Below are 20,617 nucleotides of genomic sequence, written 5' to 3' on the forward strand. Positions count from 1 at the left end.
CAGGCGAAAAAACCTGTTGAATCAGGGGACAGACAGCTTGCGGATCCCCTTTTTTTAGCATTACGTGGCAATTCTTTTCTATGCTTTACAACCTGCCTGAATATTTCCGCTGATTGATTATTTCTGAGTCGGCGCGAGACGCCGCACAAATAATTTGGCGCGGTTTATCTGGCCTGAATCCATCAAATTATCTTAACAGATAAGATTTAGTTTAATTTTATTGCCCCGATATCAAAGTTAAAATTGTGTTGATTTCGTGTAATGTTTTTTAGTTTTACTTTCAATTTTTGTAAATTGTTATGAGGGAAACATGGTTAACAAAATTACCGGGATAGTTATCGCCCTGATCGGCATAGCTATGCTTTATATGGGCGGCAGGCTGTTACTGCTTGGGGGGAGCCCATTTTACGCAGTCATGGCCATCGGGCTATTGATTATCGCCATTACCCTGGCGATGAATAAGAAAATCGCCTTAACCGCCTGTGCCGTTTTATTGTGGATTACATTGTTCTGGATTATTTATGAGGTGGGCTTCGATAAATGGCAGTGGATCCCGCGTGGCGATATCCTCGGCCTGATCGGCGTCTGGCTGGCGATGCCGTGGGTAGTACGTCCGTTGACCGGACGTAAGTTTCATCCGTTCCTGGGGTCTACCCTGATTATTATTATCGCAGTGGTAATTGGCCTGATGTTCTACGACCCGCTGCCGCAGGAAGGTAAAATTACCAATGCCCGCCAGCCCAGCAGTGCCGCCGTCGCACACGAAGACTGGGTCGCTTACGGTGGCACCAACAACGGCCTGCGCTTTTCTGCTCTGAACCAGATTAATAAGCAAAACGTGAATAATCTGGAGGTTGCCTGGACTTATCACACCGGCGATCTGCGTCAAAGCGACGATGCCAGCGAATATACCTTTGAAGCGACGCCGCTGAAGGCAAATAACACGCTCTATTTCTGTACGCCGCATAATGAAGTCCATGCGCTGGTGCCGGAAACCGGCAAGCTGAAATGGAAATATGTGCCGCAAAAGGATCGCTCTTATCTGCAGCAGCACCAGACCTGCCGTGGCGTTAGCTACTATGAAGCCAGCGCTGCTCAGCCGCAGGATAATGCGCCGGCAATCTGCCGCAAGCGTATCTTTAACGCTACCACCGATGCCAAACTGGTGGCGCTGGATGCGGATACCGGCAAGCGATGCGCTGATTTCGGCCAGGACGGCATTGTGGATCTGCGCGCCAATATGGGCGAAATCCGTCCGCATGCGCTGATGCAGACCGCCGCACCGCTGGTAGCGGGCAATCTGGTGATTGTTGGCGGCTCGGTCATGGATAACGGTTTTGATAAAGGCAACCCATCCGGCGTGATACGAGCCTATGATGCGCAGAGCGGTCGCCTGGTATGGAATTTCGATCCTGCCAACCCAACGCAAACCCAGCCGATTGCCGCCAACCAAAACTTTCCTTACGATACGCCGATTGCCTGGGGTACTCTGAGCGCCGATCTGCATAACGGCCTGGTTTATGTGCCGTTTGGCAACGCCTCGCCGGATGAGCTGGGTATCGAGCGCGATGCCAACAGCAATACCGAGAAGTTCCGCGATGCGCTGGTGGCGCTGGATCTGCAGACCGGTACCTTTAAATGGCGTTTCCAGAGCTCTAACCACGATCTGTGGGATCGTGATAATCCGTCGCAGCCGTCACTGCTTGATATTGATTATCAGGGCAGCAAACAGCCGGTGGTGATCCTGCCGACCAAAACCGGCAACCTGTTTGTTCTTAATCGTCTGACCGGCGAGCCGGTTTATCCCGTCCGGCAGGTGCCGGTTTCGACCGATGGCGTTGCCGGCGAGAAGTTTGCTGCGACCCAGCCGGTTTCCAGCCTGAACTTCCTGCCGGAGCCGCTGACTGAAAAATCGATGTGGGGCATTACGCCGTTCGATCAGATGGCCTGCCGTATTGATTTTAAATCGCTGCGCTATGACGGTAATCCCTGGACACCCTCTACCGAGCAGGGTTCTGTCATATTCCCGGGTAATATCGGCGTGTTTAACTGGGGTTCCGTGGCGGTTGATCCGGAGCGGCAGATCCTGATCGCTTCGCCGGTGCGCCTGGCCTATAAATATACGCTGATCAAGCGTACGCCGGAAACGGCCACGAAACGTATGTTCACTCAGGATGGACAGCCTTACTGGAATGAGAACTTCCACGGCGACTATGCCATTCATATCCAGCAGCTGGCTTCCGATCTGGGTATACCTTGTATCGCCCCGCCGTGGGGACGTATGGTTGGCGTGGATCTGAAAACCGGTAAAACCGAATGGCTGCGCCGCGTGGGCACCACGAAAAACCTCAACACCAGCTTCCTGCCGGGTCGTTTCCCGATCGGTTTCCCGATGGGGATGGTGGCGCATGGTGGTCCGCTGGTGACGGCGGGAGATGTGGTATTCCACGGCGCGACGGCGGATAACTTCTTCCGTGCTTATGATATCAATACTGGTGAACTGCTGTGGCAGACCGAGCTGAGCGCCGGCGCGCAGGCTACGCCGTCGACCTGGCAGGGCAGCGATGGCAAACAGTATGTGGTGATCGCCGCAGGCGGCCACGGTTCGCTGGGTACCAAAGCCGGAGACAGCGTAGTGGCGTTCCGCCTGAAATAACTAACGCGAAGCAAAAGTAAAAAGCGCCTGCAAGGGCGCTTTTTTTATGGCTGAAAGATCAGAGCGGCTTTGCCTGTATCAGCGGCCCGCTGGTAACAAAGCTTCCGGCGCCTAAATGATGCAGCGTATGATGCTCAGGATGTTCGGCTGAGAACTGCCAGCGGCCCTGGTTAAAAATACGCGTATCGGCGGCGGCGGCGACCACCTCACCAAATAAGGTATCGTACTGCTGCTGCGCTTCGGTTTCCGGCAGAAGTCGGCATTCCAGCCAGGCGGCACAGCCCTGTTCGATCACCGGCAGGCCGAGTTCTGGTCCACGCTTAGCCTCAATATTGTAGCGTTCAAATTTATCCTTATCGCGTCCGGAAACGCTGCCTACCGCCCAGGTTAAATCAGCAATGGCAGCGGTAGGAACGCAGATAGCAAATGCCTGGTTCTGCTCAATGATTTCTCGCGACCAGGTGCCTTTATCCACCACAATAGCAATACGCGCCGGGACAAACTCAACCGGCGTTGACCAGGCCGCAGCCATAACATTACGTCTGCCGGAGGCAGCATCAAAGCTGGTGATCAGAACGGTAGGGCCGTGATTAAGCAGACGGCTGGCATGGTTAAGCGCTACGGGCTGAAAATATGACATCGTTTACCTTAAATAAGCGGCGGGGCCGCGCTGATGACGTGTGCTGTCAGCATAGCGGAAAGCCACTCCGGATGGTTAAACCGAAGTGGTCATCACCACACCGGTACGGCCCGGGAATTTATGCAACCCACGGTTATTAAAATGACCCGCCTTTCAGCAGAGGAGTTGGCGCAGATCCGCCACTGATTTTTTATTAGCAAGTTTATTAATAACATCACGAGAATAGTGAATGCTCTGCTAACCCCATTCGTGACACCATAAAAAAAAGCTCGAGGGTTAGCGGTATGAACAAAGTGATTATTTCCCTGGCGCTGGGAACATTCGGACTCGGCATGGCCGAATTCGGCATTATGGGCATATTGACCGAACTGGCTCGTGATACAGACATCCCGGTCTCTTCCGCAGGTCATATGATCTCATTTTATGCGCTTGGGGTGGTTATCGGCGCGCCGGTGATTGCCGTTATCTCTCATAAGTTCTCGTTGAAAACGATTCTGTTATTTTTGGCGGCGCTGTGCATTACTGGCAACGCTATCTTCACCTTTTCCTCTTCCTATACCATGCTGATTATTGCTCGCCTGATTTCCGGCTTTCCGCACGGCGCGTTTTTCGGCGTCGGCGCGATTATCCTGACCCGGGTAATAAGGCCGGGTAAAGTGACCGCAGCGGTAGCCGGCATGGTATCCGGAATGACGCTGGCGAACCTGATCGGCATTCCGCTGGGCACATTGCTGAGCCATGAATTTAGCTGGCGATCAACTTTCCTCCTGATCTCTGTTTTTAATATCGCGGTAATCACCTCTATTGTTTTTTGGATCCCTGATATTTCTGATAACACGTCAGCCAGACTCAGCGAACAGTTCCACTTTCTGAAATCAGCTGCGCCGTGGCTGATTTTTCTGGCTACCTTGTGCAGTAACGCCGGGGTATTTGCCTGGTTCAGCTACATCAAGCCGGTAATGATCTACATCTCTGGCTTTTCCGACCAGGTGATGCCGCTGATTATGATGCTGGTGGGGCTGGGCATGGTGCTGGGCAATATAGTAAGCGGGAAGTTATCCAGCCGATTTTCGCCGCTGCGCATTGTGGCGATAACTAACTTCACGATTGCCGTCGCGTTAACGTTAACTCTGTTTTTTGCTTATCAGAATATCGCCTCGCTCAGCCTGGCGTTTATCATCTGCGCCGGACTGTTCGCGCTCTCTGCGCCGTTGCAAATTCTTCTGCTACAAAATGCCAAAGGCGGTGAGATGCTGGGCGCTGCGGGCGGGCAAATTGCGTTTAACCTCGGTAGCGCCCTGGGCGCCTTCTGCGGCGGAGCAATGCTTACCGCCCATTTCCCCTATAACTATGTGGCTCTGCCCGCTGCGCTGCTGTCGTTATCGGCCATACTGTCGCTACTTCTCTATCGGCGTTTAAAATCCCGTCCGGCATTTTGTTCTGAAGCGAAGGTTACAGGCTAAAAATGTGACATTGTTCAATTCAGGGCATAAAAAAATCCGGCACCGTGGCAATGCGCGGTGCCGGACGACGAAAGGCGTCTACAGCAAAGGGTTACACAGGAACTCGTAAATAAAGTTAGTCAAGATTACCGGGAAATCAATGTCCACACCGTCCATATGGTTATTTTTATCCAGTTATCACTGGTACTGAATGCGGGGTGGTAATTAAGTGTTTGATAACACAAATTTATCAAGAAACAGTGGCCTGATGTTTACTTTTCCCCTCGTTGCCTTTTTCTGTCTGTCTATGCTTTTCCGCTCTGTCGGGCCTTTCCGCTTTGCTGGCTCAATCCTGACGCTTTCTTCACATTTCCGTCCGACGTAGCCGTAAAAAAAATGCTATTTAGAGAGAACCGTCAGATCGCGAAATCGAGACAAACAGATAAACTGGATATGAAAATGGCACAGTGGGTAAAGAAAGGCTATCAGGCGGCACTGGTGCTGGCTTGTGGTTGGCTATGGCTGGCAATGATGCCTGCAGGCGCGGCGGAAAATCTTCCGGTTATTAAGCCAGTAATGGCCTGTGCGCAGTTAAGCACGCTTTCACTGAGCGAAAAGGTGGGCGCGCCGGTGACCATAACTTCCGCCTCGGTAATACAAACAGCAAAGGGAAACTTCTGTAAGGTAGCCGCAACCATTGCGCCAGCGATCGGCATAGAAGTGGCATTGCCGACGGAAAAGTGGACGCAGCGCTTTCTGCAGGTGGGCTGCGGCGGGCTGTGCGGCAATATTAATCTTACGCTCTCTAATGCCAGCGGCTGTACGCCCGCCACCAACGGCGAGTTTACGGTTGCCGCCACCAATATGGGGCACAGCGGCAGCATGATGGACGCAAGCTGGGCCGAAGATCCGCAAAAACGTATCGATTTTGCCTGGCGGGCCAATCACCTGACCGCCAGGCTGAGCAAAGCGCTCGTTGCTGCCTATTATGGTCAACAGCCAAAGTATGCCTATTTTATGGGCTGTTCCGATGGGGGTCGTGAAGCGCTAATGGAGGCCCAGCGGTATCCGGAGGATTTCGATGGTATTTCTGCCGGCGCGCCTGCCGCATTTTTCCAGTTCCAGAATTCCTTTTATCATGGCTGGAATGTGGCGGCGAACTTACGTCCGGACGGCAGCGCTATTCTGTTAAAGGATCGTTTGCCTGTTCTGCATCGGGCGGTTCTGCAATATTGCCCCACGCTGTCAGGGGTGGAGGATGGTATCTTGCAAAATCCTTATGCCTGCACCTTCTCAGCAAACTGGGTAAAACAGTGTGATGAAAAACAGCAGGATAAATCAGACTGCCTGACCCGCGAAGAGATTACCGTTGCAGAAAATCTCTATCGTGGCGCGCACGACAGCGCTGGCAATCAGTTTGTTCCAGCCGGTTTGCCGTTGGGATCGGAGCTGCGCTGGCCGGTTCCTGACTCGGCATCGGGCCATTCTGTGTCCGAAATGATGGTACTGCCTGCGCTACAGTCGGTGCTGCTGCCTGGCGGAAAACGCACTATTACCTCAATAAAGGATTTCCCGCTTAATAGCCATAATTTTGCGGCAGTCGCTGAGCTGGCACCGCTGTACAACGCAGCGAATACCAATTTACATCGCTACCAGCAGCGGGGCGGAAAACTGATTATCTGGCACGGTCTGGCTGATGATTCCATTAGTCCGGCATTTTCCATCGCCTATTATCGCGGCGTTGAGAAAACCCTTGGCGCAGCTGCCGTTAATCAGTTCCTGCGTCTCTTCCTGTTACCCGGCGTTGCGCACTGTGGCAACGGCGAAGGATACGATCAGATCGATCTTCTGACGCCGCTGATGAGCTGGACTGAGCAAGGGCAGGCACCGGAAAAAATCATTACCGGCAAACTGGCTGCATCGGTAAAACCCCAGGGGATGCCGCCTGAGCCAGGCGCTTCGGCAGAGAAACAATTTCATGGTTTACAGCGACCCAGTCAGCCTTATGCAACACCGGCCGCTGCCGTAACATCGACGCGCCCCGTCTGGCCCTATCCTTATATTGCCCGCTATACCGGTAAAGGCGCGGTGAATAAGGCGGAAAACTATGAGCCCGTAAAATCCAGCGCCTATGATCGGCTGACTATCGGCAAGCCGGCCAGTGATTTTATCGGACCCGATAATCAAAAAATGTATCAGGTGCGTGACGGTAAGTTAGCAGAAAAATAGGCCACAAAACCGCCCCGATGTCTGAGCGTCGGGGCGGTAAATCCTGCGCCAGGGAAGGCAAATTGAAAATATCAGGCGGCACAGAGTGCGAAGCCGCTAATGTTGCGCTCATCTACACTGCGCCAGATATTTATAACAAGGGAAATATAATGAATCCGGTTATTGACACATTTATTAATCACCGCAGCGATCGCAGCTATCTTGATAAACCCGTTTCGGATGCCGTTCTGGATAATATTATTTTGTCTGCTTATCGGGCGCCAACCTCTGTTCATTCACAGCAGGTCTCTGTGATCGTTACGCGTGACAAAGCCACTAAAGCTAAAATCGCCGAGCTGGCAGGCGGTCAGCCGTGGATCGCGCAGGCACCGGTGTTTATCACTTTTGTTCTGGATATGCATAAAACGCGCGAGGCGATGAACCTGATCGATGAGCAGCAGATCGCGCACGAAAGTATTGAAAGCATTGTTTCCGGCAGCACCGACGTCGGGATTGCCCTGGCGTCGGCAATGGCCGCCGCGCGTGCGCAGGGGCTGGGCGTGGTGCCGATTGGTGGAATGAGAAGAAGCCCGGCAGAGTTTATTGAACTGTTTGAGCTGCCGTCGCTGACCTTCCCGCTGGTGGGCCTGGCGCTGGGCTATGTCGATCGTCCTGCCGATCTCAAGCCGCGCCTGCCGATGTCTACTTTCCGTCATGAAGAGAAATATCAGACGGAAGGCCTGGTGGAGAAAATTGGTCAGTTTAACCACGAGCTGGAGCAGCACTGGCGTGATATCAAGCGCGACGGCGGCGAAAACTGGAGCCAGACCGTAGCCAACTACTATAAAAACATCTACTTCCCGAACGTCCTGCCAGCACTGTTAAAGCAGGGCTTCGGCAAAGATAAATAAGCCCGCCGGGCTGAGTTTATTCCTTTTGAAAACAAAACGGGCCGTCTGGCCCGTTTTGTTTCAGCGTTTTATTAACGGCGTACACTACCACCACATCTATGTCATCCCACTTCCGGCAGCCCGCCCAGTGCAATCAATAACTGAATAACGATAACGCCAATACCGCAGAGAAACACCAGCAGCAGCAAAGGCCTGCCGCCCACGACCTGATAACTCGCCGCGCTGTGCTGCTGACGGCTACGCCATACCAGCAGAGCGGGAATAATCAGCGCCAGCACCGCCAGCGCCACGCCTGCATAGCCAAGCGCCAGCACAAAACCCTGCGGATAGAAAAGGGCGAACAGCAGCGGCGGCAGAAAGGTCATCAGCCCGCTTTGCATACGCCCTGTAACGCTGGCGTTACGCTTACAGATATCCGCCAGATAATCAAACAGGCCCAGCGACACGCCTAAAAAGGATGTTGCCAGCGCCAAATCGGCAAACAGATGTACCGCCAGCTCAACGTGCGGCGAAGCGACAATTTGACGAATCGCCTGCAGCAGACCGTTCAGCCCGGCATGGCTGGCGAGCAGGGCGCTGAAAGCGCTTTGGTCGATAGCGCCCAGCGTCGCCAGCTGCCAGAAAATATAGGCCACCAGCGGAATAGCGCTGCCAATGATAAACACCCAGCGTAGCTTACGCAGATCGCCGTTCAGGTAGCTGATAATGCTGGGCACGCTGCCGTGAAAACCAAAAGAGGTAAAGATAACCGGGATAGCGGCCAGCACCAGGCCTTTCTCCAGCGGAAGCGTCAGCAGATTGGTTTGATGAATATGCGGCATCATCAGGCCCAGCATTACCACCAGCAAAATAATCTTGGCGCTGAACAGCACACGGTTAAACATATCCACCATCTGAGTGCCAACACAAACGATACCGCCGGCAATCAGCGTAAACAGCAGCACGCCGCTGCTGGCGGAAATTTCCGTAGAGAACCACTGACTCAGGCTGGCTGCCAGCAGTTCGCCCGCGCCGCTGATATAGGCGGCGGTCAGCGCATAGAGCAAAAACAGCATGCTAAAACCGGTCAGCCATTGACCGGGACGACCAAGATAACGGCGCGTTAGCGTGCCCAGTCCGGTATCCGCCGATGCATGTTGATAGACTTCAACCAGCAGCAGCGCGGTATAACACATCAGCGCCCAAAGCCCTACCAGCAGCAGCAGAGTCACGCCGGGGCCGATACCCGCAGCGGCCAGCGGCATGGCCAACATACCGGCACCAATGGTGGTACCGGCCACGATAAAAATACTGCCCAAAGTACGGTTCTTCACGCTTTCCCCTGAATGTACGGTTCCGCTTACATCACGATGCGCGCAGAGTAAGGGAATCTTTACAGGGCGTCAAATCTTGCTTACAGATATTCTTGTTGCCGCTGTACAGCATTTTTTACCCGATAAAAATGGCTGATTGCTGGTACAGGGAGATGCTTTCCGGCTGCCGGGCCGCTACAGTTAACAGATAAAAAGCCGGTGTTAATCGTACCGGGTATCCTGCATTTTTATAAAAGGCAACAGCATGAAAAAAATCGGGTTTCTTTCATTTGGTCATTGGGGGCCGTCGTTCCAGTCGGCAACGCGTACCGCCGCTGATGCTCTGCAGCAATCGATCGCGCTGGCCGAAGCGGCTGAAGATTTAGGCGCAGACGGCGCTTATTTCCGCGTACATCATTTTGCCCGCCAGCTTAGCGCGCCGTTTCCCTTGCTGGCAGCGGTCGGTGCCCGTACCCGGCGTATTGAAATCGGTACCGGCGTGATCGATATGCGCTATGAGAACCCGTTCTATATGGCGGAAGAGGCAGGCATCGCCGATTTAATCAGCGGCGGACGTTTACAGCTGGGCATCAGCAGGGGGTCACCAGAGCAGGTAATTGATGGCTGGCGCTATTTCGGCTATCAGCCGCAGCAGGGTGAAAGCGACGCGGACATGGGCAGACGCCATACCGAAGTGCTGCTTGATGTGCTACGCGGTGAAGGGTTCGCCAAACCCAATCCGCAGCCGATGTTTGCCAATCCGCCAGGCCTGTTACGACCGGAACCTTTTTCTGAAGGCCTGCGTGAGCGTATCTGGTGGGGATCGGGATCCAACGCCACGGCAATCTGGGCGGCCAGGCTGGGAATGCATTTGCAAAGCTCCACGCTGAAAGATGATGAAACCGGTGAGGCGTTTCATATTCAACAGGCGAAGCAGATCCGCGCATATCGCGCCGCCTGGCTGGAAGCGGGGCATGCGCGCAAGCCACGGGTCTCGGTAAGCCGCAGTATCTTTCCCCTGGTGAATGAAAAGGATCGTGCTTATTTTGGTGCCAGCCGTCAGGAAGGCGATCAGGTCGGTTATCTGGATGAGAAAACGCGGGCAATTTTTGGCCGCAGTTACGCCGCAGAGCCAGAGACGCTGATTGCGCAGCTGAAGCAAGATGAAGCAATTGCCGAAGCGGATACGCTGCTGCTAACCATTCCCAATCAGCTCGGCGTGGATTATTGCGCGCACGTGCTGGAAGCGGTTTTGACCCAGGTCGCACCTGAACTGGGCTGGCGCTAAGCGTAACTGAATAAACTTATTTCTACGGGTTGCATATTGATAGCAGGATCACTTCGTAGTCAGAGCGCAAAGCATTGCTTGAAACCGGGTCAGGCCGCGCGTGACGTAGGTTTTTTTTATCTGATAAACCACGGTATCGCCGTTAAAATAGCCGACAGATAAACCAACAAACGAGCAAGCCTGGCAAAAAAGAGAAAAGGGTGCCGATAAGCGTCAGTGCTTACCGGCCCGCGCATTAACAGTAATGTTTCAGCAGGGAGTGATATTCCGCCTGCAAACGATAACGATAAACCGGCCTGCCGGTAGCGCCGTAATGAATGGTGGTGAAAAGAATTTTAATTTCCGCCAGCCAGATAAGATATTTACGGCAGGATACGCGCGAGATATTGACTTCTGCGGCTAATTCATCGGTAGAGAACTCAGTGTCAGGATGGGCATCAATCCACTGACACAGGGTGCGTAAGGTTTGCGGTGTTAATCCTTTAGGAAGTCGTTGCTGCTCATTAGTGGTTGAGGCGCGGCCATGAATGATACGGTCGAGTTCCGCCTGCTGATAATACTGTTGATTATCCATCTGCGATCTTTTTTGTCGCCAGTGGGTCAGCGCTTCTTCAAAACGCGAGAACTGGAAGGGCTTGATCAGGTAATCAACTACGCCATAGTTAAGCGAGGTTTTAATCGTTGCTACATCCGCCGCAGAAGAGATAATGATGACATCAACGGGATAGTGAGAATTGCGCAATTCTGACAGTAAATCGAGCCCGTTTTCCTGCTGCATATAGATATCCAGCAGGATCAGATCGACCGGCGGCTCGATCTGAAGTAATCGCTCTTTTGCCTGTTGTAAGGTTGACGCGGTACCACAACAGGTAAGCCCTGGGATCTGTTCTATATAGCAACGGTTAAGTTCAGCGACCATAGCATCATCGTCGACCACTAACACATTCATCATAAAGCCTGATTTCCTTTGCCCCAGGGGAGCTGTACAAAAAATTGGGTATAGATACCCGGTTCAGATTCGACGCTGATATTTCCGCCAAGCGTTTCTGTTTGTTGTTTAACCAGGAACAAACCCATTCCCCGATCGTCGCCTTTTGAAGAAAAGCCTTTTTCGAAAATAGATTTTTCCAGGGCGGCAGGAATGCCAGGGCCGTCATCACTGACTTCGCAGGATAGCCACCCATTCTGATAATGCAGCAGCAGATGAATTTCACCTTCCTGCTGCTGATCTAACGCTTCCAGCGCATTTTCAATTAAATTTCCCAGAATAATAATCAGCGCTGCGACCTGTTCTTCACTGCCGCTATCCGGCAAATAACTGGCATCGTTGAGAATTAAGCGATGCCCTTTATCTGAGGCGCGGTTGATTTTACTTAAAAGAAATCCCGTCATTACCGGTGACTTAATACGTTGCTGCAGCGACCCAATTTCCGTCTGGTAATTATTTGCCGTTTTTAAAATATAGGCTTCCATCTGCGCATAATTTTTCATATGCAGCAGGCCGAGAATGACGTGCAGCTTATTCATGAACTCATGGGAGCGTTCACGTAACGCATCGACGTAGTTTACCATACCGTCCAGGCGCAACATCAGCTGACTGATTTCCGTTTTATCACGGAAGGTACATACTGCGCCGATAATACGCTTTCGACTGCGAACCGGCACGGTATTGCTAATCATGATGCGCCCGCGTACGTTAAGTTCTTCATCATGTCGCGCCTTACCGTCATGCAGGGCTTCCCGCAGATGGCTTAACATCAGCGAGTTTTCCGGGATCCGATCGCCGCTGAGCGGTGCTTCGATGGCTGTTTTGCGCAGTAACTGCTGCGCTGCCTGGTTAATCAGCGTAACGCGCGCATGGGCATCAACCGCAATCACGCCCTCTTTTACAGAGTCAAGAATGGCCTGCCGCTGTTCAAACAGGCTGGAGATTTCATGCGGCTCCAGACCAAGCAGAATTGTTTTCAGGCGTCTGACCAGCATCAAGACGCCCAATAATCCCACTGTCCCGCCTAAGAAAGAGGTCCAGATAATGTTCCAGCGGCTTTTACTGACTTGCGCCGTAACATCGCTGAGTGAAATCCCAATCGCCACGACGCCGATTTGCTGATGCCGGGTATTAAATACCGGGGTGAATACGCGCAATGCTTTTACCAGCGTCCCCTGGTTGAACGCAACGTTTTCATGCCCGGCCAGCGCCGGCTGCAGGTCTTCGCCAATAAAACGTTTATTAATTAAGGCGCGGTTGGGATGTGAGTAACGTATACCGTTCATATCGGTAACGGTGACAAACAGTAAGTCATTGCGCTTTTTTGCCGCCTGAGCAATGGACTGAATAACGCCATTGTTAGCGGGCAGGGTAAGGCTGTGTTGAATTTGTGGATCTTCGGCCAGCGTTCGCGCTACGGCAAGCGCCTTGTCTTTCACATGGTCATGCGTGAAGTTGTCAATCTGAATAAAGTAGAGCAGATGAACGCTTAACAGCACCGTAAATATGACCCCGCCCATCATTAATGTGGCCAGGGTAGTGAGTTTCATTGGGCGCTTAGGTGCGGTTTTTGGCTGTGGTAACAGGTTCATTAAGATAATAAGGTTCTTAGCGTAGCGCATTTAGTAACTAAAGTAACAGGCGGTGCTGTTTTTTTAATTAAATAACTAAAAATAAATTAACTATTAAGTAACAATAATTTAAAGTTTATTGGCTTTTTTAACCATAACTGCGACATATTGAAGACTAAGCATGATTAAATCAACAAAAGTACTGCCTTCGCTTTCCCTTTTGGCTCTGCTAGTAACTTCTGCAGCGCATGCTGAAACTGCACCAGAGAAAACCGATGTTTTACTGATCGGCGGCGGCATCATGAGTGCCTCATTAGGCACTTTCCTTGAAGAACTTCAGCCTGACTGGAAACAGATCATGGTTGAGAAACTTGACGGCGTCGCGCTGGAATCGTCCAATGGCTGGAACAATGCGGGTACCGGCCATTCAGCAAATATGGAGCTGAACTATACGCCAGAGCGTCCGGATGGTTCTATCGAAGTTAAGAAAGCTTTAGAAATCAACGAAGCTTTTATGATTTCCCGTCAGTTCTGGACTGCACAAGTTAAAAAGGGCGTGCTGAATAATCCGCACTCATTTATTAACTCCACGGCTCATATGAGTTTTGTCTGGGGCGATAAAAACGTCGATTATCTGAGCCGTCGTTATCAGGCTCTGCAGAAAACCGTTTTGTTCCAGGGCATGAAATTCTCTACCGATCATAAGCAGATTGAGCAATGGTCTCCGCTGATTATGGAAGGCCGCGATCCGAAGCAGAAAGTAGCCGCAACCTGGACGCCGGTCGGTACCGATGTTAACTATGGTGAAATTACCCGTCAGTTGATTGGCAGCCTGAAGAAGAATGATAATTTCAAGCTGGAAACCTCTTCTGAAGTTACCGATTTCAAACGTAACAGCGATAATTCCTGGCATGTCACCATCAAAGACGCCAAAAATGGTGAAACGCGTAGCGTTGATGCCAAATATGTCTTTATCGGCGCTGGTGGTGGGGCTCTGAAGCTGCTGCAGGAAACCGGCATTCCTGAAGCGGATAAGTATGCAGGCTTCCCGGTCGGCGGTTCTTTCCTGGTAACGGAAAACCCGGAAATTGCGCAACGTCATAACCAGAAAGTGTATGGCCAGGCTTCCGTTGGTGCACCGCCAATGTCTGTTCCGCATCTGGATTCCCGTTATCTGGATGGCAAAAAGGTTGTCCTGTTTGGACCTTTTGCAACATTCTCAACCAAGTTCCTGAAAAATGGTTCACTGTTTGATCTGCTGAGCACCACTACCACCAAGAACGTTATCCCGATGACAAACGTGGGCATGGATAACTTTGATCTGGTTAAATACCTGGTCGGTCAGGTTATGCTGAGTGATGAAGACCGTTTCGCCGCGCTGAAAGAGTATTATCCCAACGCGAAGAAAGAAGACTGGAAACTGATCCAGGCGGGTCAACGTGTACAGATCATCAAGAAAGATGAAGAGAAGGGCGGCGTGCTGAAACTGGGAACCGAAATTGTGACCGATCAGCAGAAAACGGTAGCGGCCTTGTTAGGAGCTTCCCCGGGCGCATCAACTGCAGCTCCGATTGCGCTGGATGTGGTTAAGCAACTCTTCCCGGAGCAGTTCAAGTCTGCGGAATGGCAGGAAAAAATTCGTAAAGTTGTGCCGAGCTACGGCAAGAAACTGAACGACGATCCTGCGCTGGCACAGCAGGTGTGGAACGACACGGCAGCGACTCTGCAACTCACTAAACCGCCGGTGATTAATATGGCAGGTAAATCCGCTGAAGCACCGGCAGCAGAGACGTCAAAAGCGTCAGAGCCGCAGTACAATATGGCCCTGTAAGGCGAGCGCATCAATAAGTAAGCTTTGCATTCCCTGATATAGCAAGTAAAAAGGCGGGTTTAAAACCCCGCCTTTTTTATTGCCCGCTTTAGACGACCGTACTCTGCGTTATTTCTTCTTACTACCAAAGTGGTTTTCCACCAGCCACTCAACGACCTGGCTGCGGTTCATCCCGTTGCGATAGCCATACGTCTCTATTTTGCGGAGCACGGAAAAACGCAGCGACAGAGAGACCGGCTTCTTTCCTTCCTTGTCCAGCACAACCGTCTGACCGTTTGTTGATGAGCCGGACTTCTCACGCATGGTCATTGCCTCGCGCATGTATTTTACAAGCTTTGGCGTGATCGCGCCTGCCCCGATCATCTGGTATTTACCGCTGGCTTTGTGGAACTTTATCTCGGCATGAAACTCTTCTCTTATGTCCCTTAAATCGCGGATAAATGTCGGTTCGGAACAGTCCATTTCCTGAAACAGCGCATCCTTACTCACGGGCTTTCCCGTGCTCAATAAAACGATCAGTTTGTATTGTCTGTACTGTTTAGCGCTCAGGGACATAACACACCATAATGATAATAAGCACGCACCTACTGGCGCGTGGCAAAAAACACATTGTCAAACTGCTTCACAATTCCACAATGCTTCGAGCGCTCAAGGACCGATGTCGCCCAGCGCCAGTGCGTCGCCGGTTCGCACATTGCTCCCTGAGATTTAAACACCGCCTGGGTTGAGTTAAGAATGCGCAGCGCATCTTCGTATTCCTCTGTTTCAACCATCAGACCACGATGAATCAGTTCAAGTTGCGAAGGGTGAATCGCTGTCTTGCCGACTAAACCGTGGGCAATATCCAGCGCCAGCTCCCGCTCCAGGAGTTCGATATTGTCGATCTGTTCACAAACGGGCGCAGTAAGTGAAAAACCGCGGGGGGCAAAAACCGCAACCAGCATTTTCACCACATATCCCATAGGCCCATCGTAAAGCGTCAGATTTTTCGGTCGTCGCATTGAAATCACACTCATCAAATCGTTCCCACCAATACGAAGGGCAACGATTCTCTCCCTGGCGGGATGCTGCTCCAGCGCAACGGCCAGCGCGTTCATCGCATTTACGTCGAATACTTCCCGTGTTTCAAGCGTTGGCATCATCGCTAGATGGGTTGAACCGAGAATTTGCCACCAGCAGGATAAGTTAGCGTGGGTAAACTTTGGCAAAACAAAACCATCAATACCGGTCAGTTTATATTTACTGACAAGTATCGCTGCCATTTCTTCGTGACGCGGGCGGATAAAAACAACAGGGCGTAGAGCGGCCTCATCGGAGCCCACATTTTCACTCAGTTCCTGAAGCAGCGCGTCGAGGTTCATTAAGGCCCGTTCAAGATCGGATTCGCTTACTGCATCCTCCAGGCAGACAACCAGCGAGCGGAGTTCGGGTATTTTTCCGTGCAGAATGATTTCAGCGAGGTCATCACGCGTGGCAGGCATATAGAGAGTTGCACCCAGCATGAAAGGGGAAATGCATTTTTTCATGATCAGGCCACCTTTTTGATGATGGTTACGGCGCGGTAAAACCCAATAGTATCGCCAACTTCTTCAACCGTTATCCCTTTCTGTTCAGCCAGATAAACCAGCAGAGAAACATCATGGTCGGCTTTATTACTCACCAGGACATGATCCGGAACGCGGCGCAAAACCGCCCGGGTCGCTTCCGCAATACCAGGCTTAATCCGGTTGATGTTCGTTATATGGAATTTTTCTGCCAGCTTATGTATGACCTTCTGGCTGATACTGGACTGGTTCTGGCATTGGGTTGAGAAGGGAAGTGCTGCGGGAACGGTACCGGCATCAATCTGCTTACGGAACTGATCAACGGTGTCTACCAACAGGGTGCTGCACTCGAATTCGCGCAGGTGCTCACAAAAAACGCAGCCGTGAAAGCCGGTTTCAGTCCATATGGATCGAGATACCATGCCAGAAACGGGAGCGCCCATAATGCCAAAAGGGATAAGCCAGTCATTATCTGAGGCCGCTATCCATGCGCAGCCAGCAGGATCGGCAAGCACAGCCAGACGCGGCATTTTAGGGTAACCGGGACGGTTTTTAAGACTTTCTGTCAACTGACCGGTGATGGTGCCTTTTCCCGTCCAGCCGTCCACAAAGATAATCCCATCCGTACCGTGACGGGATTCGATAACAGCAAGCGCCTCGGTATCGATACCGCGGTCACGGATAATACTGATGCCGTAATGAAATGAGAGATGCCCCATATCCGTGATGGCTCGTTGAAGCATCACGCCAAGCGGCACGCCTGCGCGCACCAGACTCACCAGAATAACAGGGCGAGCCTGAATCTGTTCTGTCAGGCCTTTGGCCAACGCGATAACTTCGCGCGCCATTCTGGCCGCGCCAACGTCCAGTGCTTTACCAAACAACTCGAGATGAGCCGGGGTCGGGGCCGGTTCCTGGCTCAGCATATCGGAATAATGCTTCTGGCCGGACTGGATCAGTCGCTCTTTTTCTTCCACTGAAGTCATTTCGATCTCTACCGGTTCCAGCAGAAACTGAATATCAGAAGGAAGGTAAGAGCCGTGAAACGGTTTAAGTGTCTTGCTCGTCATACTGTTTTACCCTCACAAAACAATCTTTCGTTAATGGCCTCTGCAAACTGACTACGGGAAGGCATCCCAAACCAATGGCAGTGCTTCATGAACGTGTGATCGCTTAAACTGTCTCCCAGCCCCAAAACTGGAAACGCCCCTCGCTCATTCCGCAGTTTTTTCAGTAACCATTCCACGGCCAGTCCCTTCTGCACGCCAGCCGGAATCCAGGCGATGTTATTGCCGTTCGAATGGATGTAAAATCCTTCGGTATCAAGCTGTTGCATCATCACCTTATTGAAATCATAAAGCGCCTGGATTTTGGTACTGTCCCTGTGTTTCATGACGAAATAAACCGGTGTGCCGTCATATTCAACATTCATCCTGCACCATGCATCAAGTCCCGCTTCCGCCAGCTTGTCGCTCAGCACCTGCCGGTAGCTCACCAGCCGGTCATGCATGGTGGCAAGTCCGGACATGATAATATCCTGCCACTCCCGGTTAACCGTGCCGTCCGGATTAGCGATCACCGCACCATGCGTCATCACTTTCCATGATGTGAAGGGCACGGCGACGCGGGCGGTTTCTTCCGTCCCACGCGCCGTGACAGGAATAAGCTCAGCGGTAGACAGAAGCCAGTCAACCAGCATCGCCTGCTCAGTTGACATAAAGCTTCTGGGCTGGTGTTCACGATCGTATGCGCCAATACGAACAGGCTCCAGGTGCATTTCATTCAGCATTTTGCGTCTGGTTTGAAAAAGGGTGTCGTCAAGATCACACAGGGCAACCGGCTTATTCATAACTGATAACCTCTACGCGGGGGGAGACTTTCCTGAGCTGGGCGAGCAGTTCCGGACAAACTGTCTCAACCGGCGTTTCCACACACACAATCACACGGTCGTAGGTGTGGTGAGCAACGTTGTAAATGAAGTTAGGGATACCTAACCCGTAGTTGTCTGTAAACGCGATGACGGATTCTATCGCCATGCCGATGGCTATAGGCGATCGGGTAAGCGAACCAAATCGAACCTCAGCGCCGTGGTTTTCCAGACATTCAGCGAGCAGGAAAGGTTGCCAGACAAACTCTCCGGAACCGATAACCAGAATTCTTTCACCTTTCTCGGTGCGTAATGCTTCCCCCAGATTGCACGATGTTTCATGCATGCCAAGACGTCCCCAGTCCTGACGTTTAGCGATTGAAGCAGATCCGCGTGCCGTGACGTTTACAGAGGGCATCACCGGCACCGGCGCGTCCGGGCGAGGTGCCCAGATCCAGTTGCCTTTAACCAGCGACACGACATCAACAGGCAGAGGGCAATTTTGCGAGATAGCGTCTCCACTCCAGTCGGTAAGCGTCACGGTGACCACGCGAGTCAGGGCGTTCAGACCGGCCTCACGTAATGCCTGGAGAAGGTTAAGGAACGTTTTACCCGTTGTGGCTTCATCATCAATCAACACCAGCGTTCGGGCATTTAGCGCACGATCACGCAGCGTTGCATCTTCAGGATGGTAGATAAGATGATCGGTGGCATGGCTGTGATCTTCTTTGAATTCGCACAGCAAATCGCCGTCGATAGGATGTCGGGTACTGGTAAGAAAAACCGGCTGTGCAATGCGTTTACTGACCTCGCGGAAGACACCGGCTGCAAGGCCAACGGCGGTTTCGGCCATGCCGATAAACAGCACGGGTTCAGGCAGATCGGCAGGTATATCCGCAGCAAGGTTAACGTAGCTTTTGTTCATCACGGCGGGAGAGACAGGGATATGACGGCCCAATACCTTGCTGACAAATAAAAAAGCCCGCTTTGGATTTCTACGCTCAGCGATGTCAAATAATGCGTCCAGACGTACGTCGCTGGTAGTTGTAACCGTTAGCGTACCGCTTGTCAGTTTTCGCTGATAAATCTGCTGTTTTGACTGTGACATAACTCTGACTTAAACCTCAGGAAACACTGTCTAACGTGCTGATCTCAACGACCGGCAGCGGTTTGACGTTATGAGTAGAAATGACCTTTACAGATCTGAATAACGACAGTCTCTCAGACGTTTCGCCGTCGTTTATCAAGCCCAGCTGGCGCAAAGCAAACAGGCCGGACAGATTTATCCCGCTAAAGGCAGTGTATCCAATGCCACCAGAAGGCCGAAGGTTAGCTTCGAGCAGCACAGGCTCGCCCTGGTCATTGTTGCGCGTCTGTACATTGATTAGGCCGTCAGCCCCCAGTTTATGTGCACATGCCAGTGCTAACTGAAATGCAGCACCCGAATTTTCAAATGTCTGCACTGACCCGGCTTTGCTTCTGGCTACTGCAGCAATGACGCGGCCTTTTTCAACCAGCATGTCTGTTGAGCGCTCAGGGCCAGGCAAATAAGGCATCATAATCTGTAAAGGCAATGCTTCTTGCGCAGCTACGGCGCTACGCAAAGCAGAAAGAAGAATGTCGGGATGCATATGGCGATGCTCAGGATTATTAAAAAACGCCAGTTGCTTAACGCTACGTTTCAGCACCCAAAAACCCATACCATATATGCCACGAACGGGCTTAATGCAGGGAAGCAGCCCTTTGGACTCCAGGCAGGAAATGGCATCGGCCACTTCTTCAGGCGTCTGAACCTGAATTGACTGAACGGAAGCAAGCCCTTCGCAAAGCATCTGTTCACTAAACAACGTTTTGTTATCAGCCAGCTCAAAGGTGTCAACGTGACGAGCGCCGGTCGTCAGCTTAACGCCAAGCGCTTCAATCTCCGCCCGCATTTTTTCCATCAACCAGCCACGCTTGCCTGCATGAATGGCAACCACATTGTGCTTCTCACATACGGCAGTAATGAAAGACAGCAGGTCATCATTGTCGGCGGGTTCGATATATGAAAAGTCAGCTTCAGCGAGGATTTCAGGCCGCTCGTTGCGATGAGAAGCAAGCAGGGTGAAGACATAGCCACCCTCAGTGCGAGCCTGTTTGACCTGCTTAAGTATGTCTTTCTGTGATGAAACACCTTCCATAAACCAAACAGCAGCAGGTCTAACCATTCTGTCGAAGCCCTTACGTCACGTTAAAAACACAAGAGGAACAAGTGTATGCATAACCACAATTTTAAGCAATCATAATATGATTATTTGCTAGGTATTATAACAAAAGTGTAATCTTGTTAATGCGCAATGGTTTACATAACTCAAATTTAACTTTTTTTAGCTATTTATT

The 20,617-nt window shown here is 51.7% G+C and carries 17 protein-coding genes; 6 read left to right on the top strand and 11 right to left on the bottom strand.

What is annotated here, in order from left to right:
* Window positions 1–310 precede the first annotated feature (310 nt).
* The gene (locus B1H58_RS17455) at window positions 311–2,656 is read left to right on the top strand and encodes a membrane-bound PQQ-dependent dehydrogenase, glucose/quinate/shikimate family (RefSeq protein ID WP_085071722.1); all 2,346 of its coding nucleotides are present in this window, start codon (window positions 311–313) and stop codon (window positions 2,654–2,656) included.
* Between the two features lie 58 nt (window positions 2,657–2,714).
* Here B1H58_RS17455 and B1H58_RS17460 read toward each other — a convergent pair whose 3' ends face one another.
* A complete protein-coding gene (locus B1H58_RS17460; RefSeq protein ID WP_085071723.1) occupies window positions 2,715–3,296 on the bottom strand; it encodes a flavin reductase family protein in 582 nt (193 codons plus the stop codon).
* Between the two features lie 284 nt (window positions 3,297–3,580).
* Here B1H58_RS17460 and araJ point away from each other — a divergent pair, with 284 nt between their 5' ends.
* The 3 genes from araJ to B1H58_RS17475 all read left to right on the top strand — a co-directional run bounded on the left by araJ (window position 3,581) and on the right by B1H58_RS17475 (window position 7,857).
* Window positions 3,581–4,759 (top strand): MFS transporter AraJ, encoded by a 1,179-nt coding sequence (gene araJ / locus B1H58_RS17465; protein ID WP_085071724.1) that lies wholly within the window; start codon window positions 3,581–3,583, stop codon window positions 4,757–4,759.
* A 507-nt stretch (window positions 4,760–5,266) separates the two neighbouring features.
* A complete protein-coding gene (locus B1H58_RS17470) occupies window positions 5,267–6,967 on the top strand; it encodes a tannase/feruloyl esterase family alpha/beta hydrolase (RefSeq protein WP_085072355.1) in 1,701 nt (566 codons plus the stop codon).
* Window positions 6,968–7,116: 149 nt separating this feature from the next.
* Window positions 7,117–7,857, top strand: a complete 741-nt coding sequence (locus tag B1H58_RS17475) for a nitroreductase family protein (RefSeq protein WP_085072356.1) — start codon at window positions 7,117–7,119, stop codon at window positions 7,855–7,857.
* A 101-nt stretch (window positions 7,858–7,958) separates the two neighbouring features.
* Here B1H58_RS17475 and tyrP read toward each other — a convergent pair whose 3' ends face one another.
* The gene (gene tyrP / locus B1H58_RS17480; RefSeq protein ID WP_085071725.1) at window positions 7,959–9,170 is read right to left on the bottom strand and encodes a tyrosine transporter TyrP; all 1,212 of its coding nucleotides are present in this window, start codon (window positions 9,168–9,170) and stop codon (window positions 7,959–7,961) included.
* Window positions 9,171–9,414: 244 nt separating this feature from the next.
* On the opposite strand from tyrP, the gene B1H58_RS17485 reads away from it, so the two are divergent.
* Window positions 9,415–10,437: an LLM class flavin-dependent oxidoreductase gene (locus tag B1H58_RS17485; RefSeq protein ID WP_085071726.1), complete on the top strand. Its 1,023-nt coding sequence runs from the start codon at window positions 9,415–9,417 to the stop codon at window positions 10,435–10,437.
* 235 nt (window positions 10,438–10,672) lie between these two features.
* On the opposite strand, the gene dcuR is transcribed toward B1H58_RS17485, so the two are convergent.
* The 3 genes from dcuR to B1H58_RS21095 all read right to left on the bottom strand — a co-directional run bounded on the left by dcuR (window position 10,673) and on the right by B1H58_RS21095 (window position 13,299).
* Complete coding sequence (gene dcuR, locus B1H58_RS17490) at window positions 10,673–11,389, bottom strand: two-component system response regulator DcuR (protein ID WP_085071727.1); 717 nt, start codon at window positions 11,387–11,389, stop codon at window positions 10,673–10,675.
* Window positions 11,386–12,975, bottom strand: a complete 1,590-nt coding sequence (locus B1H58_RS17495) for a sensor histidine kinase (RefSeq protein WP_208615326.1) — start codon at window positions 12,973–12,975, stop codon at window positions 11,386–11,388. The genes dcuR and B1H58_RS17495 overlap by 4 nt, the downstream gene beginning before the upstream one ends.
* A gap of 150 nt (window positions 12,976–13,125) precedes the next feature.
* Window positions 13,126–13,299, bottom strand: a complete 174-nt coding sequence (locus tag B1H58_RS21095) for a hypothetical protein (RefSeq protein WP_237172509.1) — start codon at window positions 13,297–13,299, stop codon at window positions 13,126–13,128.
* Between B1H58_RS21095 and mqo the strand changes: the two genes are divergently transcribed.
* The gene (gene mqo, locus B1H58_RS17500) at window positions 13,217–14,827 is read left to right on the top strand and encodes a malate dehydrogenase (quinone) (protein ID WP_237172502.1); all 1,611 of its coding nucleotides are present in this window, start codon (window positions 13,217–13,219) and stop codon (window positions 14,825–14,827) included. The genes B1H58_RS21095 and mqo overlap by 83 nt on opposite strands.
* A 108-nt stretch (window positions 14,828–14,935) precedes the next feature.
* On the opposite strand, the gene B1H58_RS17505 is transcribed toward mqo, so the two are convergent.
* From B1H58_RS17505 to B1H58_RS17530, 6 genes are all read right to left on the bottom strand, one after another.
* Entirely contained in the window at window positions 14,936–15,316 is a 381-nt protein-coding gene (locus B1H58_RS17505; protein ID WP_157130206.1) for a tellurium resistance protein TerW, read from the bottom strand.
* Window positions 15,317–15,411: 95 nt separating this feature from the next.
* Window positions 15,412–16,353, bottom strand: coding sequence for an HpcH/HpaI aldolase/citrate lyase family protein (locus tag B1H58_RS17510; protein ID WP_085071730.1), 942 nt, complete (start codon window positions 16,351–16,353; stop codon window positions 15,412–15,414).
* Between the two features lie 2 nt (window positions 16,354–16,355).
* Window positions 16,356–17,441 (bottom strand): cysteine protease StiP family protein, encoded by a 1,086-nt coding sequence (locus B1H58_RS17515; protein WP_085071731.1) that lies wholly within the window; start codon window positions 17,439–17,441, stop codon window positions 16,356–16,358.
* Window positions 17,438–18,220, bottom strand: a complete 783-nt coding sequence (locus B1H58_RS17520) for a hypothetical protein (protein ID WP_085071732.1) — start codon at window positions 18,218–18,220, stop codon at window positions 17,438–17,440. Before B1H58_RS17520 ends, B1H58_RS17515 begins: the two co-directional genes overlap by 4 nt.
* On the bottom strand, window positions 18,213–19,346 hold the full coding sequence (locus B1H58_RS17525) for a phosphoribosyltransferase domain-containing protein (protein WP_085071733.1): 1,134 nt from the start codon (window positions 19,344–19,346) through the stop codon (window positions 18,213–18,215). Before B1H58_RS17525 ends, B1H58_RS17520 begins: the two co-directional genes overlap by 8 nt.
* A gap of 16 nt (window positions 19,347–19,362) precedes the next feature.
* A complete protein-coding gene (locus B1H58_RS17530; RefSeq protein WP_085071734.1) occupies window positions 19,363–20,445 on the bottom strand; it encodes an ATP-grasp domain-containing protein in 1,083 nt (360 codons plus the stop codon).
* Window positions 20,446–20,617: the final 172 nt, after the last annotated feature.

This window comes from Pantoea alhagi (assembly GCF_002101395.1).
GTDB classification, from domain to species: Bacteria; Pseudomonadota; Gammaproteobacteria; order Enterobacterales; family Enterobacteriaceae; genus Mixta; species Mixta alhagi.

What these genes read in the sequence shown, in the direction of transcription:
- B1H58_RS17520 (WP_085071732.1), bottom strand. Translation starts at nt 18,220, where the DNA reads ATGAATAAGCCGGTTGCCCTGTGTGATCTTGACGACACCCTTTTTCAA.
- B1H58_RS17515 (WP_085071731.1), bottom strand. Translation starts at nt 17,441, where the DNA reads ATGACGAGCAAGACACTTAAACCGTTTCACGGCTCTTACCTTCCTTCT.
- B1H58_RS17455 (WP_085071722.1), top strand. Translation starts at nt 311, where the DNA reads ATGGTTAACAAAATTACCGGGATAGTTATCGCCCTGATCGGCATAGCT.
- B1H58_RS17475 (WP_085072356.1), top strand. Translation starts at nt 7,117, where the DNA reads ATGAATCCGGTTATTGACACATTTATTAATCACCGCAGCGATCGCAGC.
- B1H58_RS17525 (WP_085071733.1), bottom strand. Translation starts at nt 19,346, where the DNA reads ATGTCACAGTCAAAACAGCAGATTTATCAGCGAAAACTGACAAGCGGT.
- B1H58_RS17485 (WP_085071726.1), top strand. Translation starts at nt 9,415, where the DNA reads ATGAAAAAAATCGGGTTTCTTTCATTTGGTCATTGGGGGCCGTCGTTC.
- dcuR (WP_085071727.1), bottom strand. Translation starts at nt 11,389, where the DNA reads ATGATGAATGTGTTAGTGGTCGACGATGATGCTATGGTCGCTGAACTT.
- B1H58_RS17495 (WP_208615326.1), bottom strand. Translation starts at nt 12,975, where the DNA reads ATGAAACTCACTACCCTGGCCACATTAATGATGGGCGGGGTCATATTT.
- B1H58_RS17530 (WP_085071734.1), bottom strand. Translation starts at nt 20,445, where the DNA reads ATGGTTAGACCTGCTGCTGTTTGGTTTATGGAAGGTGTTTCATCACAG.
- B1H58_RS17460 (WP_085071723.1), bottom strand. Translation starts at nt 3,296, where the DNA reads ATGTCATATTTTCAGCCCGTAGCGCTTAACCATGCCAGCCGTCTGCTT.
- araJ (WP_085071724.1), top strand. Translation starts at nt 3,581, where the DNA reads ATGAACAAAGTGATTATTTCCCTGGCGCTGGGAACATTCGGACTCGGC.
- B1H58_RS17470 (WP_085072355.1), top strand. Translation starts at nt 5,267, where the DNA reads ATGATGCCTGCAGGCGCGGCGGAAAATCTTCCGGTTATTAAGCCAGTA.
- B1H58_RS21095 (WP_237172509.1), bottom strand. Translation starts at nt 13,299, where the DNA reads ATGATGCCGCCGCCGATCAGTAAAACATCGGTTTTCTCTGGTGCAGTT.
- B1H58_RS17510 (WP_085071730.1), bottom strand. Translation starts at nt 16,353, where the DNA reads ATGAAAAAATGCATTTCCCCTTTCATGCTGGGTGCAACTCTCTATATG.